A 14,702-nucleotide genomic window follows, 5' to 3' on the forward strand; every position below is an offset into this window, starting at 1 on the left:
TGTATCCACTTGATTGTGGCCACCAACCAGATTTAGATACTCTGCAGCACACCAATGCCACTGTATCCCTGAACGGAGGCTCCGAAGTCTTTTGCGGCTACGGGGAATCCGAGATAGTTTCCCTGCGCCTCATCGCATCGGCGACGCATCAGGAATCGTAGCTGCTCTTCGCTCTCGACGCCCTCCGCCACCACGCGGATCGCCAGTCCATGGGACATCGCGATGATCGTCCTCACGACCGCGGCTGCATTCGGGTCGGTCCCAGCCTGCTTGATAAAGCTCCGATCGATCTTCAGCCGATCGACCTGATACTGCAAAAGGTAGGAGAAGCTGCAGAACCCCGTGCCAAAGTCATCAATGGAGATGCGTACTCCCAGTTCCCGGATTCTCTGGAGCTTTTCGAGGTTTCCAGACGAGTTCACCATCAGAATATTCTCGGTAATCTCAATCTCGAGATTTCTTGCCGAAAGCCCGCTTACCGCAAGTGCGTGTTCGATCACCTGTACCAGGTTGCGTTGCTGAAATTGCCTCGGCGACAAGTTCACCGAAATAGTGAGATCGGATCCCATCTCATCCTGTAGGGCCTTGCCCTCGCGACAGGCGGTCATAAAGACCCATTCGCCTATAGAAACAATGAGTCCCGTCTCCTCTGCCAACCCAATGAACTGTGTGGGAGGAACATTGCCAAGCTTTGGATGATTCCACCGCAGTAGAGCTTCGACCCCGGTAATCAAGCCGGTTGTCAGGGATACCTGTGGCTGATAGTGCAGGCATAGCTCTCCATTCGCCAGGGCATGGCGAAGTCCGTGTTCCATAGAGAGCCGGTCCGCTGTCTCCTTCAGCATGTCTTCACTAAAGATCTGATACTGGTTCCGGCCGCTCTCTTTGGCCACGTACATGGCCGAGTCGGCCCGTTTCAGAAGATGCTTGGCGTCCGGTGCGAAGTCCGGATAGATGCAGACACCTACGCTCACCGTCACGTTCACCAGTTGCCCCTCAATCTGGATTTCAGGCGACATCCGGGTGAGTAGGTTCAGGGCACAGTTCTCAACATCGGTAACACTGGTGATGTCCGGCATCACAACGACGAATTCGTCACCTCCCACTCGCGCGACCACATCCGTACTGCGAACCGAACGCCGCAGCCGAGATGCCGTCTCAATCAGAATCTGATCTCCTGACGTGTGGCCTAACGAATCATTGATGCGTTTGAACTGGTCGAGATCGACGACGAAGACTGCAACCTTGGTTCCGTAACGTCGTGCCCGTTCCACCGCTTCCACGGTCTTGTCGCGCAGCAAGGCGCGCCCTACCAGTCCGGTCAATTGATCGTGCGTGGCCAGATGCGTCACATATTGCAGCATCTGCCGCCGTTCGGTGATATCGAAGGCAATTCCGACAAATCCGCTCACCTCGCCAGAATCCGAGGTCACGGCACGCATCGCAAGATTGATTGGAGTGCGGCTGCCATCTCGCCGTATGAGCGTCCACTCCTTCTCCTGGATCTCGCCTTCCAAAACTCCTGCTGAGATGACCTCGAAGCCCGCCCGCTCCACCGAATCATCGGTAGCAGCCGCGTCTCGAGCAGCCGAAGCAAGTTCTCGCTCGTCGTGTAAAACCGTGAGTGGAGCTTTGCCCACCAGTTCCTCGCAACTATAACCAGTCAATCTCTCTGCCGCGAGGTTCATTGCGGTAATCGTGCCCTGCACATCGGTCGCGACAATGCTGAACGGAGCATTTTGGAAGACAGACTCGTTGAATTCGAGGAGATGCTCATAGCGAGCCTGAGTGGCTTTGATCGTGCTGATGTCGCTGCAGGTGACCGCCAGACCATCCCCAAGCTTCACGGCCTGGTAGCGGAGCCAGGTGGCCTGCAACGGGTTGCCTTGTGGCACAGGGTACTCATGATCCATCGGAAGGCCGGTCTCAACGACCTCGCAGTATCGATCGAAACGACCCGAACTCTTCACCGAAGAAATAATTTCGCTGAGGCTCTGTCCCACGATCTCTGCGCGCGTTCTCCCAATCAACAGCTCCGCATTTTTGTTCAAGTAGTGAATGCGAAAGTCGATGATCTGGCCGCTTGCATCGCGCATCGCATCCAGGAGAAAAAAGGCATCGAGGCTTGCTTCGGCTGCTGCGCCGAACTTCGTCTGTGCCTCTTCAAATCGCTTGTGAAGGATGCTATGCATGCGTTTGCGCCACAAAGATAGTACCGCGAGGGCAATTCCCACCACTGCAACAATTGCAGCAGCGACTCCACCTAGAACGGCATCGTGGTGAGTGCGCGAGAAGCCGCCTATCGCTGCACACACGGGGGCCGCAGACAAACTGGTCTTCCACGCCCATGGTCGGGACGGAGAATCAAGCACCCAAGCCCTCAAGAAAATACTCCGGGAGATAGCGCATTCGGTTTACCGGCCTTCATTAGCAGCGTAAACCGCTTTTACCTTTTTTCTTTCAATGATGCAAAGTAGCATCTACCTCTTTAGTTTTCAAAGGCGGTTCGAGCAAAATCTGTTTTCTCGAAAGGAATACCACAAATAGCTTCTTTTGTTGTAGATCGAATTTCTACAAACTCCGATCTCGAAAGAAATTCCGAGGTTTAAGTTACGAAAGTCTACATACCTGTGATTACCGAACCGTCCTCGCTTTCTTCTCCAGAGGACACCGAAACACAATACTGAAAACTTGGTCTAAAAGGACATGATTCGTCGCCGGAGCCTCCCAATCCTGTTTTTCTTGTGCCTTGCTCTCATGTCCAGTGTTCTATGCCGGCCCAGTCGAGCTCAACAGAGCTCATCGAGCACGGCGGAGGCCCATCCCGCCACAACAGCCCCAGGAATTTCGGTGAATGCCCTCCTGGTCAACCTTCCGGTTGTAGTTCGCGACAAGAAGGGAGCGTTGGTTCACGATCTTACGAAGAACGATTTCAGCCTTCAGGTCGACGGCCACCCTCAAAGCATTCGTTATTTTGACATCGATTCCAATCTTCCTCTGGTACTTGGCCTTCTGGTCGATACCAGCCTGAGTCAGCGTTCCGTCATCGACGACGAGCGCACGGCCAGTGCTACGTTTCTCGATCACATGTTGACGAACGAGAAAGATCAGGCCTTCGTGATCCAGTTTGCCCGTCAGGTCGAACTCCTAGGAGATATCACAAACTCGCGCGCTAAGCTCCAGGCGGCTCTGAAGGAGATCGACACCCCTTCTCCAAACTCATCCGCGTCATCCGACCCCGACGACAGCGGTGACGACCGTAGCAGTCGCCATGGCGGCCGGCGTACCTACGCGGGCGGCACCACACTTTATGACGCAGCCTTTCTTGCCTCCGATGAGTTGATGCGGAAGCACCAGGGTCGCAAAGCACTCATCATTCTCTCGGACGGTGTTGACAAAGGCAGCAAAGAGACCCTGAACAAGGCGCTCGAGAGTATTCAACGGACAGACACGATCGTGTATTCCATTTATTTCAAGGGAGAAGAGACGCAGCAACAAGACTGGGGACATCATGGCGGTGGCGGCGGACGCTTCCCAGGCGGTGGTTATCCCGGAAGCCGCGGGGGTGGATACCCCGGTGGAGGCTCTCCAGGAGGCAGTGGAAACGGTGGTTCCTCCAGTCACGTGGATGGGAAGAAGATTCTTCGCCAGCTCTCGGAAGAGACCGGAGGAAGGCTCTTTGAGGTTTCGAAAAAGCAAACCATCTCCCAGATCTACGATCAGATCGCTGAGGAACTGCGCGCGCAGTATCGACTGGGATATACGCCCGACAAGGCAACCGCAGCCGATGGATACCATCAGGTTGATCTGACGGCCCATCGTAACGGCGTTATCGTGCAAACCCGCGATGGCTACTATGCAGGCAAGTAGCCGTAAACCCTAACCTAATGCGGCAGAACTCTACCGTCTCAGCCTCTTTCTTGCGGTCGAACGAACGGCTCGTGCATGATAAGTGGAGGATGCCTTGCGAGGCGCGCCCCGGAGGGCAACAACCGTCATGCTTCTAGGAAAAACGTTCGTGCTCACCGGGATTGCAGCGTTGGCCTTTGCGATTGCGCCGCTCTCCCATGCAGGGGCGCAGATGACGACCCCGTTTGTGAAGAAGCAGCTTTATTCTCCGACGGCAAATGCCAGGGCCGACATAGCCGCTGCTCTCAAGCAGGCGAAGCTGCAAAAGAAGCGAGTCATTCTCGATTTCGGGGGTGACTGGTGTGGGGATTGCTTCGTCCTCGATCTCTACATGCACCAGGGTGCCAATGCAGCACTGCTGGAAAAACATTTCATCCTCGTCCGTATCGACATCGGGCATATGGATCGTAATGTCGACATCGCCAGGCAGTACAAGGTGCCTATCACGAAAGGCGTTCCCGCGCTTGCCGTGCTCGATGCCAACGGCAAGCTCCTCTATTCAGAAAAGGAAAAAGAGTTCGAGCACACGACATTCAGTGACGTGACCAAATTTCTTAATCGCTGGAAGGCCTGACTTAATCTTGAACGCATAGAATCCCCACAGAATAGACTGTATCCGTGAGACGACTGCTGCGAATCCCCATCATCGCTCATCGTGCCGTGCTGCGGGCGATGGAACATGATGTTCCGAACCTTGCCCAGTCGTCGGCCTACTCTGCGATAGTGGCTTTATTTCCCACGCTTCTGGTCACGGCTGCCATCATTGCGCTGCTGCCCGATACCGGTCCGGTGCGCAGCCAGCTGGGAGCACTCTTTGACCGAGTCCTTCCCGCCGAAGTCCTGCCAATCCTTCAAGGCTATTTCGATGCCCCGCATCAGAAAAGTAAATCCACTCATGTTCTGCTCCTCTCTTTTCTCGTCTCCCTTACCGGTGCCTCGGGCCTCATCTCGACCTATATGGAGGGATTTCGCAGGGCTCATGACCTTCCCCAGAACTGCTGGACATTCTGGGGCCGTCACGCGCGTGCCTATGCCCTGGTGCCCCTCTCCCTGGTTCCCTTGGGTATTGCGAGTTCCCTGATCGTCTTCGGCAGTGTCATCACGCATTGGCTTTCAAATCATGTCGTGCCGGGCATCCGAACGGAGGTCTTTATTGTCGCGTTGATCGTGCGATGGGTGGTCGCTCTCACAGGCTCGGTTGGTCTTATTGCGCTGATCTATCACATGGGGACGCCCATCCGGCAGCCATGGCGTCAGGTTCTCCCGGGAGCCATTGCCGCGACGACGATGTGGTTTCTCACTACGCTGATCTTCGGCTGGTATGTCACGCGTTTTGCCAACTACTCCCAGGTTTATGGATCACTCGGAGCGGGGATCGCGCTTCTTTTTTGGCTTTACATCGTCTCATTAAGTGTCCTCTTCGGTGCGGAGTTCAACTTTGCCTTTCATCTCGACGACGCTTCTTCTCCTTCATCCTGAGCCGTTTTACCCATGCAAGCCCGCTCACGGTTAGAATGACGAACGTACAAACTTTATTGGTCATGCCATCGGGGAATCAACCGCGACGGTTATAAAGGATCCAGCAGCTTCTATGACTACCTCCGCGAATCCCATGCTTACTGAGGCCTCTTCTTTTACCGGAACAGGCCGTGGCCGTCGCGCCAAGATCGTCGCCACTCTCGGCCCCGCTTCCAGTTCCATCGAAGTCTTCCGCCAACTCGTCCGGGCCGGCCTTGATGTTGCTCGTCTCAACTTCTCTCACGGTTCTCATGAGCAGAAGGCTGAGCTCATCCGTATGGTCCGACAGGTCTCGAAGGAGGAAGGGAAGCCCATCTGCATCCTCGCCGATCTGCAGGGACCCAAGATCCGCACCGGAAAGCTGAAGGACCATAAGCCGGTTCAGCTTATCGCCGGCAAACAACTCATCATCACGCCTCGAGAGATCGCTGGTACGGCCTCGATGGTAGGAACTACCTTTACCACGCTCGCCGAAAATCTTGAGCCGGGATCCCGCATCCTGCTCTCCGATGGCCTCATCGAGCTGCACGTGGAGAAGATCAAGGGCGGCGACGTCGTCTGCAAGATCATCAATGGAGGCATGCTCGGCGAAAACAAGGGCATCAACCTTCCTGGTATCCCGGTAAAGGTCCCCTCGCTCACCGAAAAGGACGAAGAGGATCTGGTCTTTGCCATCGGCGCAGGCGTCGATACCGTCGCTGTCTCTTTCGTACGCACCGCCGACGATATTCGCCATGTCAAAGCCCGCTTGGCGGCGCTCAACTCCGATGCCTGGATCGTTGCCAAGCTTGAGAAGCCCCAGGCCATCGAGCATCTCGATTCCATTCTCGAAGCGACAGACGCCATCATGGTCGCTCGCGGCGATCTCGGTGTGGAGGTTCCTCCGGAAAAAGTTCCCGCCATCCAGAAGCACATCATTCGTCGCGCGGCCGAGTATCGAAAACCGGTGATTACCGCCACCCAGATGCTCGAATCCATGATCGAAAATCCCCGTCCTACACGTGCAGAGGCCTCAGACGTTGCCAACGCTATCTACGACGGTACCGATGCCGTAATGCTCTCTGCCGAGAGCGCCGCCGGCAAATATCCCCTCGAAGCCGTTGCGATGATGGCGAAGATCGTTACGGAGACCGAGGCGCAGATCCACCTCGATCCTCCTGCCGATTCCCGTCACCCACGCGGCTTGCGTCTTTCTGTGGCTGAAACCATCTGCGAGTGTATGGCCCACGCTGCCGATGATCTCGATGTTGCCGCCATCGCCATCTTCACCGAGACCGGAGCCACGGCCCGTCTCCTCTCCAAGTACCGTCCCGATCCCCCCATCTACGCTCTCTCTCCCTTCGAACAGGTCATCAACCGCTCCATGCTCCTTTGGGGAACCTATCCCATCCTCTGCGGCCGGTTTCACGATACCGACACCCTCGTCAACATGGCGGAGGAGATCCTCGAGAGCCATGGCAGTGTCCAGGAACGACAGATCGTGGGTATCGTCGCCGGGACCCGCACTCGCTCCGGTGCCACCAACTTCATGCGGCTGCACATGATCGGCGATCGCGACGTCGAGGCTTCAGCCGTGCCTGCGCCCTCTGTGAAAAAAGAGAAGAAAGCGACAGGGAAGTCGGAGAAGAAGAAGAAACGCTGACTCTCTGGTTGTTGAGTGTCACGCAGGCCACCCGAACGGGTGGCCTGTATTTCGTCACCATTCTCTTGTGAAAGATTGCCCCGGGCGTTACACTCTGTCCACAGCGAGTGCAACCCCGTCCGTTCCTCGTCCTCATCTCCCAGTCATACAAACGAATCGATTTCGCACTGCTTTCACGTCAGGAGCTAGTCATGTCTTCGCATTTAAATGAGCTTTCGGGTTGTAGTTCCTTCTCACGACGTTCCTTCCTTCGCTCTGCCTCCGCCGCTGCCATTGCTGCGCCCATCCTCACTGAGGCCCACTTCGCCCGCGCCGCCATGGGAGCCGCTGTTCCCGAGTTCTCGATGAATGGCATCTACCTCGACGCCAATGAGAATCCTCTCGGACCCTCCGATTCTGCCCGTAAGGCCATAGCCGATATCATTCCCAACGGCGGCCGCTATGCTCCGCCGCTCTACGTTGGCCTGATGAAGATATTTGCCGAGCAGATGGGCGTCCCCGTCGATCACGTGATGGTTTACGACGGCTCCAGCCCGCCGCTTCACTACAGCTCGCTCGCCTTCACCTCGCCCACCCGCAGCTTCGTCTGTGGCAATCCCACCTACGAGGCCGGACAGCGTGCCGCCGAGATTGCCGGCGCGAAGATTCATGCCATCCCGCTCGCCGCAGATCATTCACACGACACCGCCGCCATGGTGAAGGCCGATTCCAGCGCCGGTTTGATCTACATCTGCAACCCGAACAATCCCACCGGCACCACCACCAGCAAGGAACAGATCGACTATGCTGTGGCAAACAAACCGGCGGGCGCTGTCGTTCTGGTAGACGAAGCCTACATCCATCTCTCCGATGCCACGTCTGCCATCGACCACGTGAAGGCAGGGAAGGATGTCATCATCCTGCGCACCTTCTCGAAGATCTACGGCATGGCCGGCATCCGTTGCGGCTTTGCTGTTGCCCGTCCCGACCTGCTCAAGAAGCTGGAGCATTATGGTCAATCTCCCATGCCGATCACGGGCATGATCGCAGCTCAGGCTAGCCTGATGGACTCCGATCTTGTGCCTACGCGTAAGAAGCTGATCGCCGATACCCGTAACAAGACCTTTGCCTGGCTGAAGGACAACAACTACTCCTTCATTCCATCGGAGAGTAATTGCTTCATGATCGACGTCAAGCGCCCCGGCCCGCAGATCCGTACTCTGATGGCCAAGGATGGCGTTCATATCGGCCGAAGCTGGGCTGCGTGGCCCACCTACGTCCGCGTCACCGTCGGTCTGCCAGCGGAGATGCAGGCCTTCCAGACGTCGTTCAAGAAAGCGATGGACACTCCTGCTGCAGCCTTCAACGAATCGCCACTTGGACGTATCCATCGTGACGGTGTTTACGTCTAGCGGCAGAGGGCAATGTAAAAAAGCCGCCCGTAAAAAGGGCGGCTTTCACATTTTAATGTTGAAGGATCGAACTACGTTCCGCTTTCGAAAGCACCCGCTGCTTGATTCATCTCATCCACCGTAACCGCGTGCGACGAGATCGTAATCCGATAGTGAAAGGTCGCTGATGCGCCCTTCTCTACCGTGTAGTCGAACTGTGGCTGTTTGGCATCGAAGATCTTCCTTCCCAGTGGGTTTGCCGCGAACAAGCCATAGCCGCGTGCATGCCAGTAGGTCGGATACCCTGGATTTCCCTTATGGTCGAAGATCGCAATCGTCTCGGTGTGTCCGTCCTTGGTGTGGCCGGTCAGTTCGCACCAGCGTCCGCGCGTCGACCATACGGCATCGCCCTCTACGCCTTCGCTTGTTCGATAGACTCCGGTGGCTCCTGCCGTATTGCCTTCCACCTTCGTCTCTCGTCCGCTCGCATCGGCAAAGGTGCCGCCCTTCTCGGTTGGTGACTCAAGAAAGTGCGCTACACGGATTCCGAGCACGCCTTCCTTATCGTCATGAAAGACGACCTTGTCGAGAGCGGTCAGGATAACGGTCATGTCGATCGTCCGGGCATCCCCCTTCGCCGAGAAGACATACTTCGTCCTCTGGTTGAAGATCTTCTGCCCGGCGCCGGTCTCCCACACCGAATCGGCTACTAGCTCACCCTTTGCTCCGCTTTTGACCGAGACAACCTTGTCATGATGGATCGTCCCCATCTTTCCGCGATTCTCAGGCTTGATGGCGTCCGAGTTGTTCCAGAAGTCGAATCCATTCGCATTGCCGTAGTTAAACCACAAACCGGCATGGTGCGGATGGTCCACCCGCTCCGTGTCTCGGGGAGCGAGCGGATACCCACGCGTCACCGTCACACCATCGGCGGCGACTAGCGGAAACAGCACAGGCTTCTTCAGTGACGTAGGCCATACATATGCGGTAAAGGGCTTGCCGTCGATGGTGATATCGACGCGGCTGTTCGCCTCGTCTGCAACCACCTTGACGCCCTTACCCCCATCCTTCGCAAACGCGTTCGCTCCCATGGACAATCCAGCCAGGCAGCAAAGCGCGAGCAGCTTACGCATAGACCTTGCCTCCGACCATCACCTGCTGCGTCTTATCGTTGAAGGTGACCTTTTGTCCCGTCTGAATGGCGGCGATGTTCATGCAGAGCGCTACGGAGTGGCTGTAACCGGCATCGACGCTCGCGTTTGGCGTCTTGCGCGAGCGCACGCAGTCCATCCAGTTGCGCATGTTGGCCGAGGTCTGATTGTCCGCTCCCGTGTTGGCCGAAGTGGAAGTCTCTTCCACGGCCTTGCTCAGCGAGAATGGCTCCAGCTGATTGGCCTTCATCTTCATCTCCGCCGCTGACTTTGCCGACAGGCCTCCCGTCGGAGTAACCGTCTGCTTGTCCATATCCAGCATTCCGCCGTTCGAGTAGTAAAGCTCCTTCACGCCTCCCGCGGAGTTCGTGAAGCGCGAGGAATACTGCACCTGGAATCCCTTGGTCAGATCGTCCTCCGGGCCGTAGTCGAAGACCGCTGTCATCGTGTCCCAGTTCTTGCGACCGTCATGCCACAGATAGTTGCCGCCGTTCGCGACCACGCTGCGCGGATGTGGATAGCCGCTGAACCAGTGCACGGTGTCGATCTGGTGGACCAGCCACTGGTCCGGAATTCCCGAGGAGTAGGGCCAGAACAGCCGGAACTCGAGATACTTCCGTGCATCGAACGGCTCGTAGGGATTGTGCATCAGGTAGCGTTTCCAATCCGTGTCTTCTTCCTTCAGCAGCGGCACGACATCTGGCCTGCGCCACCGCCCCGGCTGATTGACATTCCACGTCATCTCAACCATTACGATGTCGCCGAACTTGCCCGACTTGATGTACTCGTAGGCCTTCTGGTAGCTCGGCGTGCTCCGCCGCTGCGTTCCGATCTGTACGACCTGTTTGCTGCCGTGAACTGCGTCCCGAATAGCGCGGGCATCCGGCATCGTATGGGCCATCGGTTTTTCGACATAGGCGTCGCGTCCGGCTTTGACTGCCTCCACGCCATGCTGAGCATGCTGGAAGTCCGCCGTTGCGATCAGCACCGCATCGACGTCCTTGCGCGCATACAGTTCATCGTTGTTCCGAACGGGCTCAACCTTGTTGCTGCTCACCTTTTCGATATAAGCCGCGCCCTCTTCGCGTCGACGATTCCAGATATCGGACACCGCTACGAACTCGAAGTTCATCTCTTTCTGATGCATGTGAAATGCGGGAATCAGGGCCTGCTTCATTCGGTCGCCACATCCCACGACGCCCACCCGTACACGGTCGTTTGCGCCTACGATCTTGGCGTAACTCGTCGCATTCCAGGACGCTACGGTTCCCGCCACTGCCGCTCCCATCTTCACGAACTCACGCCGGTTCGTATTCTGCAATGTCATTTCGATCGCTCCTCGGTCTATCACTGCCCGCAACGTTTGGGTGTTGAGGGGTCCTGTTGTTTGCTGGTCAGCGAAGTGTACAGAAATTCCAAGAGGTCTGGCCACTTTTATCTCTAAACCTTGAAGCCAGGCCTGCTCCGCGACACTTGCCCTGAATTTTCCTTTTCCGCTGGAAGATGGGCAAAGATTTTCCTCTCTGAGTGCAAAGAAGGATCAAGTTCCTCAAAAAACCTCATTTAATCGCTGTTTCACTCTTTGGTCCCAGATGTGCAGTAAGGCAAAGTACAAAGCTCCACCATCACGAGGTAAGTTCCTACATGCGTCACTTTAGAACGTTAGCTTTCACTGCCTTTGCCTTGGTTCTCTCTGGTCCCGCTACACTGCTCGCCGAAACAATTACCTACAACCTGACTCTCACCCCGAACGCCTCTTCTCCGTACGGAGGAACCGGTTCTATAACCTTCGAAGGCGCTCCCTCCGCCTCCGGAATCTCGGATTACAGCGTGTCTAACGGAAAGCTGGACGATGTTGTCTTCAACATCGGAGGCCAGACCTTTACTCTCGCTGGAGCAACCGGCAATACCCTCGTCCGTTTCCTCGACGGCCAGTTGAATGACATCACCTTCGCCGAGACCATTGGGACGACACCCAACCGGTTTACCTTCCATTCCACAGCGAATTATGTCTTCTACTACAACGACGGCCAGTCCGCGTCCTATGGAACCTTCAGCGCCTCTCCGGCAGCTCCTTCGTCCGTTCCTGAGCCCGGCTCCCTGGTTCTGCTCACTACGGGACTTCTCGGCGGAGGCGGAGAGCTTCTTCGCCGCCTTCGTGCCAATCGCCTCAGCTAAGTTTTCGAGCTCACCTGTTGGTCTTCGAGCTCAACCCCCCGGCCTTGTATCTAGGCCGGGGGGCGCATCTTTCCCCGGTCTGGCCGTTTTTCCGCTTCAGAATTTTCAGAGCTAACGGATCATCGGGACGTAGGCTGATGTCGAACGCCGAAACTGCTCAAATCGCTCTCCGAATCGTCTCGCCAGTAATCGATCTTCAATTCGGACGCGAATTTCGGTTCCGGCCAGGAACACCACAGTTGCGCTGACAAACAGCCATGGCGAAGCGGCTACGAACCCGATTCCCCAAAGCAGGCACAGCATCGAACAGTAGATTGGGTGGCGAACAATGCGGTAGGGGCCGCTGTGGACTAATCTGTGCTCTGTCCCGATGGCGGCGTCGAAACGAAGCTGTCGTCCGAGTGCGTGTGTTGCCGTCCACGAGAGCAGGGCGGCCAGAAGAAAAAAGACGATTGCCACGCTGCTGCGCCAGGAAGGCATATCGACTGTCCAGAATCGTCCCAGCAACATCATCGCAATGCCCAGACTCTCCAGCAGCAGTCCCCAGCGGGCGCGTCGGTCCACGACCACAACACTGCCCGAGCCGCGATCTGTAATCAGAAACGGCGCCAGCCAAAGAGCGGATCCTCCACCAACAATCAGCAAGCCCAGCACAGCGCCATTATGCACCTTCGCATCTGGCACTTTGCTAATGCCGTTTGAAATATTGAATAGCTTTCTCATGCTCCTCGGCCTTTTCGCGGGTTGCGAACGTGCCAAGATTCTTCCGTTTGTTCGTCTTCGGCTCTACGTGCCGTGAGTAAATCCGGAACTCTCCAGTCTTCAGCTTGCGAATCATTGCCTTCACCTCTCATCCCAGTAAGATGCCGCATAGTTTGTGCCCCGTTTTCCGCACTGCCTCGTCGCCATACAATCAAGGACATGGGCCGCATTCGCATCCTCTCTGACCTGGTGGCCAACCAGATTGCTGCTGGCGAAGTCGTCGAGCGCCCCGCCTCCGTCGTCAAGGAGCTGCTCGAAAATTCGCTCGATGCAGGAGCCACCCGCATTCGCGTCGAGGTTGAAGCTGGCGGCCGCAAGCTCATCCGCATCGTTGACAACGGTTATGGCATGGTGGCCGACGATGCTCTTCTCGCCTTCGAGCGTCACGCCACCTCCAAGCTCCGTACCTCCGACGACCTGCTCTCCATCGCCACCTTGGGCTTTCGCGGCGAAGCGCTGCCGTCCATCGCCTCCGTCTCGCGCCTTACCCTCGAGACCCGTGCCGCCGAGGAGGACTCCGGAACCATCGTCGAGATCGCTGGCGGAAACATCCTTCGCGTCGAACCAGCCGGCCTGCCCGTCGGAACCACCATCACCATCCGCGACCTCTTCTACAACACGCCTGCCCGTCGTAAATTTCTGCGTTCCGAGCAGACCGAGCTCTCGCACATCGCCGCGCTCGTCACCCACTACGCGCTGGCCAATCCCACGCGTCATTTCGAGCTGCACTCGTCCACCCAGGCGCTCCTTACCGCGCCAACGGCCGCAACCAGCTCTGACCGCCTCTTCCAGATCTTCGGCAAAGAGACCAGCTCGCATATGATTCCTGCGGCTGCGGAGATGGACTTTACCCGCGCCGGCCTTCCTGAGCCTCCGCCCTGGAAGCGCGAGGCCGACTACGAACCCCCCGCCCCCGGCTTCCTTCGCCTCTCCGGATTCGTCTCCAAGCCTGAGCTGCAGAAGCTCAATCGAAATTCCATCTACGTCTTCGTCAATGGACGCCTCATCCGCGATCGCCTCATCTTGCACGCGCTTACCGAGGCCTACCGCAACATCATTCCGCCGACCTCATATCCCGTCGTCCTTCTCTTTCTCGAGATGCCGCCCCAGGAGGTCGACGTCAACGTCCATCCCGCGAAGACCGAGGTCCGTTTCCGTCAATCCGCCTTCGTTCATGACTTCGTTCGCGACACGGTGCGCACCGCGCTCATGCACGCTCGCCCTGCGGCGGATTTCCTGCAGGCGCTCAACAACAGCCCCCTGGCCAGCGCTTCGCTCCTCGTCGATGTCAGCCCCCTGCCCAACGGACCCGAGCAGCCGGTCTTTGATCCCATCCGCGACCCGGAAGGCTTCGGCTCCGATGCCGCACCAACCGCGGCCGATATTGCAGCCTTTACGCTTCAGCCCGCCGCCGTTGCCACTTCTCCCGGCCGCCTGGCCTTCAACGAAGCGCCTATTCCAGTTGGCTACGACGACTCCGCTTCCGAGGGAGGTCTTGAACCTGACGGCGAAGCCCACACCCTCAACGCGCTCGCCACTCTCAAGCCTCTCGGGCAGCTCCACGACTCCTTTATCCTCGCCGTCAATGATGAAGGCCTCTGGATCGTCGATCAGCACGTCGCGCACGAGCGCGTCCTCTTCGAAAAAATCCTTCGCGACCGCGAGATCGAGCGAGTCCAACGCCAGCGTCTCCTGATGCCTTTGTTAATCGATCTTCTTCCGGCGCAGATGGTGTCCTTCGCCCGTCTCGCACAGGAGCTCGAGCAAAACGGCTTCGAAGCCGAGCCCTTCGGCCCGCAGACCATCGCCATCAAAGCCGCGCCAGTGGGGCTCGAAGGCCGCGAGCTCGAGCGCATGCTTGAAGAAGTTCTCTCCGTACCCGATCGTGAGCAGCAGGCCGAAAACTCCGAGGCGCGCCGTACCCGCATCGCCGCATCCATTGCATGTCACGCAGCCATCAAGATCAATACACCGCTCGATCCGATGAAGATCAACTGGCTCCTGGCCGAGCTGGCAAAGACCGACCATCCCACCAGCTGTCCGCACGGCCGTCCTATCGCTCTACGCTACTCCCTGAAAGACATTCAAAAAGCCTTCCATCGCATCTGATTCTGAAATGCACGACTCATCTGCATGGCAGGCGGCCTATTTCAAAATGGCGCCTCCCATCAA

At 57.2% G+C, this 14,702-nt stretch carries 11 protein-coding genes; 7 read left to right on the top strand and 4 right to left on the bottom strand.

Going from position 1 to position 14,702, the window contains the following annotated elements; all coding sequences use genetic code 11:
- Nucleotides 1–32 precede the first annotated feature (32 nt).
- Nucleotides 33–2,330 carry a sensor domain-containing protein gene (locus AC5S26_RS18375; RefSeq protein WP_494186380.1) on the bottom strand — a complete coding sequence of 766 codons (2,298 nt, stop codon included), beginning with the start codon at nt 2,328–2,330 and terminating at the stop codon, nt 33–35.
- 520 nt (nt 2,331–2,850) lie between these two features.
- On the opposite strand from AC5S26_RS18375, the gene AC5S26_RS18380 reads away from it, so the two are divergent.
- From AC5S26_RS18380 to AC5S26_RS18400, 5 genes are all read left to right on the top strand, one after another.
- The gene (locus tag AC5S26_RS18380) at nt 2,851–3,870 is read left to right on the top strand and encodes a VWA domain-containing protein (RefSeq protein ID WP_494186381.1); all 1,020 of its coding nucleotides are present in this window, start codon (nt 2,851–2,853) and stop codon (nt 3,868–3,870) included.
- A 127-nt stretch (nt 3,871–3,997) separates the two neighbouring features.
- The gene (locus AC5S26_RS18385; protein WP_494186382.1) at nt 3,998–4,483 is read left to right on the top strand and encodes a thioredoxin family protein; all 486 of its coding nucleotides are present in this window, start codon (nt 3,998–4,000) and stop codon (nt 4,481–4,483) included.
- A 44-nt stretch (nt 4,484–4,527) separates the two neighbouring features.
- The gene (locus tag AC5S26_RS18390) at nt 4,528–5,388 is read left to right on the top strand and encodes a YihY/virulence factor BrkB family protein (RefSeq protein ID WP_494186383.1); all 861 of its coding nucleotides are present in this window, start codon (nt 4,528–4,530) and stop codon (nt 5,386–5,388) included.
- 112 nt (nt 5,389–5,500) lie between these two features.
- Nucleotides 5,501–7,069, top strand: coding sequence for a pyruvate kinase (pyk, locus tag AC5S26_RS18395; protein ID WP_494186384.1), 1,569 nt, complete (start codon nt 5,501–5,503; stop codon nt 7,067–7,069).
- Between the two features lie 191 nt (nt 7,070–7,260).
- Nucleotides 7,261–8,460, top strand: coding sequence for a pyridoxal phosphate-dependent aminotransferase (locus AC5S26_RS18400; protein WP_494186385.1), 1,200 nt, complete (start codon nt 7,261–7,263; stop codon nt 8,458–8,460).
- A 71-nt stretch (nt 8,461–8,531) separates the two neighbouring features.
- Here AC5S26_RS18400 and AC5S26_RS18405 read toward each other — a convergent pair whose 3' ends face one another.
- Complete coding sequence (locus AC5S26_RS18405; protein WP_494186386.1) at nt 8,532–9,572, bottom strand: DUF6807 domain-containing protein; 1,041 nt, start codon at nt 9,570–9,572, stop codon at nt 8,532–8,534.
- Nucleotides 9,565–10,917 (bottom strand): Gfo/Idh/MocA family protein, encoded by a 1,353-nt coding sequence (locus tag AC5S26_RS18410; protein WP_494186387.1) that lies wholly within the window; start codon nt 10,915–10,917, stop codon nt 9,565–9,567. The genes AC5S26_RS18405 and AC5S26_RS18410 overlap by 8 nt, the downstream gene beginning before the upstream one ends.
- A gap of 317 nt (nt 10,918–11,234) precedes the next feature.
- Between AC5S26_RS18410 and AC5S26_RS18415 the strand changes: the two genes are divergently transcribed.
- Nucleotides 11,235–11,768: a PEP-CTERM sorting domain-containing protein gene (locus tag AC5S26_RS18415; protein ID WP_494186388.1), complete on the top strand. Its 534-nt coding sequence runs from the start codon at nt 11,235–11,237 to the stop codon at nt 11,766–11,768.
- Between the two features lie 111 nt (nt 11,769–11,879).
- Here the strand turns inward: AC5S26_RS18415 and AC5S26_RS18420 are convergent, their stop codons facing one another.
- Nucleotides 11,880–12,491, bottom strand: a complete 612-nt coding sequence (locus tag AC5S26_RS18420) for a methyltransferase family protein (protein WP_494186389.1) — start codon at nt 12,489–12,491, stop codon at nt 11,880–11,882.
- 198 nt (nt 12,492–12,689) lie between these two features.
- On the opposite strand from AC5S26_RS18420, the gene mutL reads away from it, so the two are divergent.
- Nucleotides 12,690–14,639 (top strand): DNA mismatch repair endonuclease MutL, encoded by a 1,950-nt coding sequence (gene mutL, locus AC5S26_RS18425; protein WP_494186390.1) that lies wholly within the window; start codon nt 12,690–12,692, stop codon nt 14,637–14,639.
- Nucleotides 14,640–14,702: the final 63 nt, after the last annotated feature.

Source organism: Edaphobacter sp. FHG110511_03 (assembly GCF_059115365.1).

Bases quoted from the DNA above. Each gene is read 5' to 3' on its own strand.
- AC5S26_RS18385 (WP_494186382.1), top strand. From the start codon at position 3,998: ATGCTTCTAGGAAAAACGTTCGTGCTCACCGGGATTGCAGCGTTGGCC.
- pyk (WP_494186384.1), top strand. From the start codon at position 5,501: ATGACTACCTCCGCGAATCCCATGCTTACTGAGGCCTCTTCTTTTACC.
- AC5S26_RS18400 (WP_494186385.1), top strand. From the start codon at position 7,261: ATGTCTTCGCATTTAAATGAGCTTTCGGGTTGTAGTTCCTTCTCACGA.
- AC5S26_RS18405 (WP_494186386.1), bottom strand. From the start codon at position 9,572: ATGCGTAAGCTGCTCGCGCTTTGCTGCCTGGCTGGATTGTCCATGGGA.
- AC5S26_RS18410 (WP_494186387.1), bottom strand. From the start codon at position 10,917: ATGACATTGCAGAATACGAACCGGCGTGAGTTCGTGAAGATGGGAGCG.
- AC5S26_RS18415 (WP_494186388.1), top strand. From the start codon at position 11,235: ATGCGTCACTTTAGAACGTTAGCTTTCACTGCCTTTGCCTTGGTTCTC.
- AC5S26_RS18420 (WP_494186389.1), bottom strand. From the start codon at position 12,491: ATGAGAAAGCTATTCAATATTTCAAACGGCATTAGCAAAGTGCCAGAT.
- mutL (WP_494186390.1), top strand. From the start codon at position 12,690: ATGGGCCGCATTCGCATCCTCTCTGACCTGGTGGCCAACCAGATTGCT.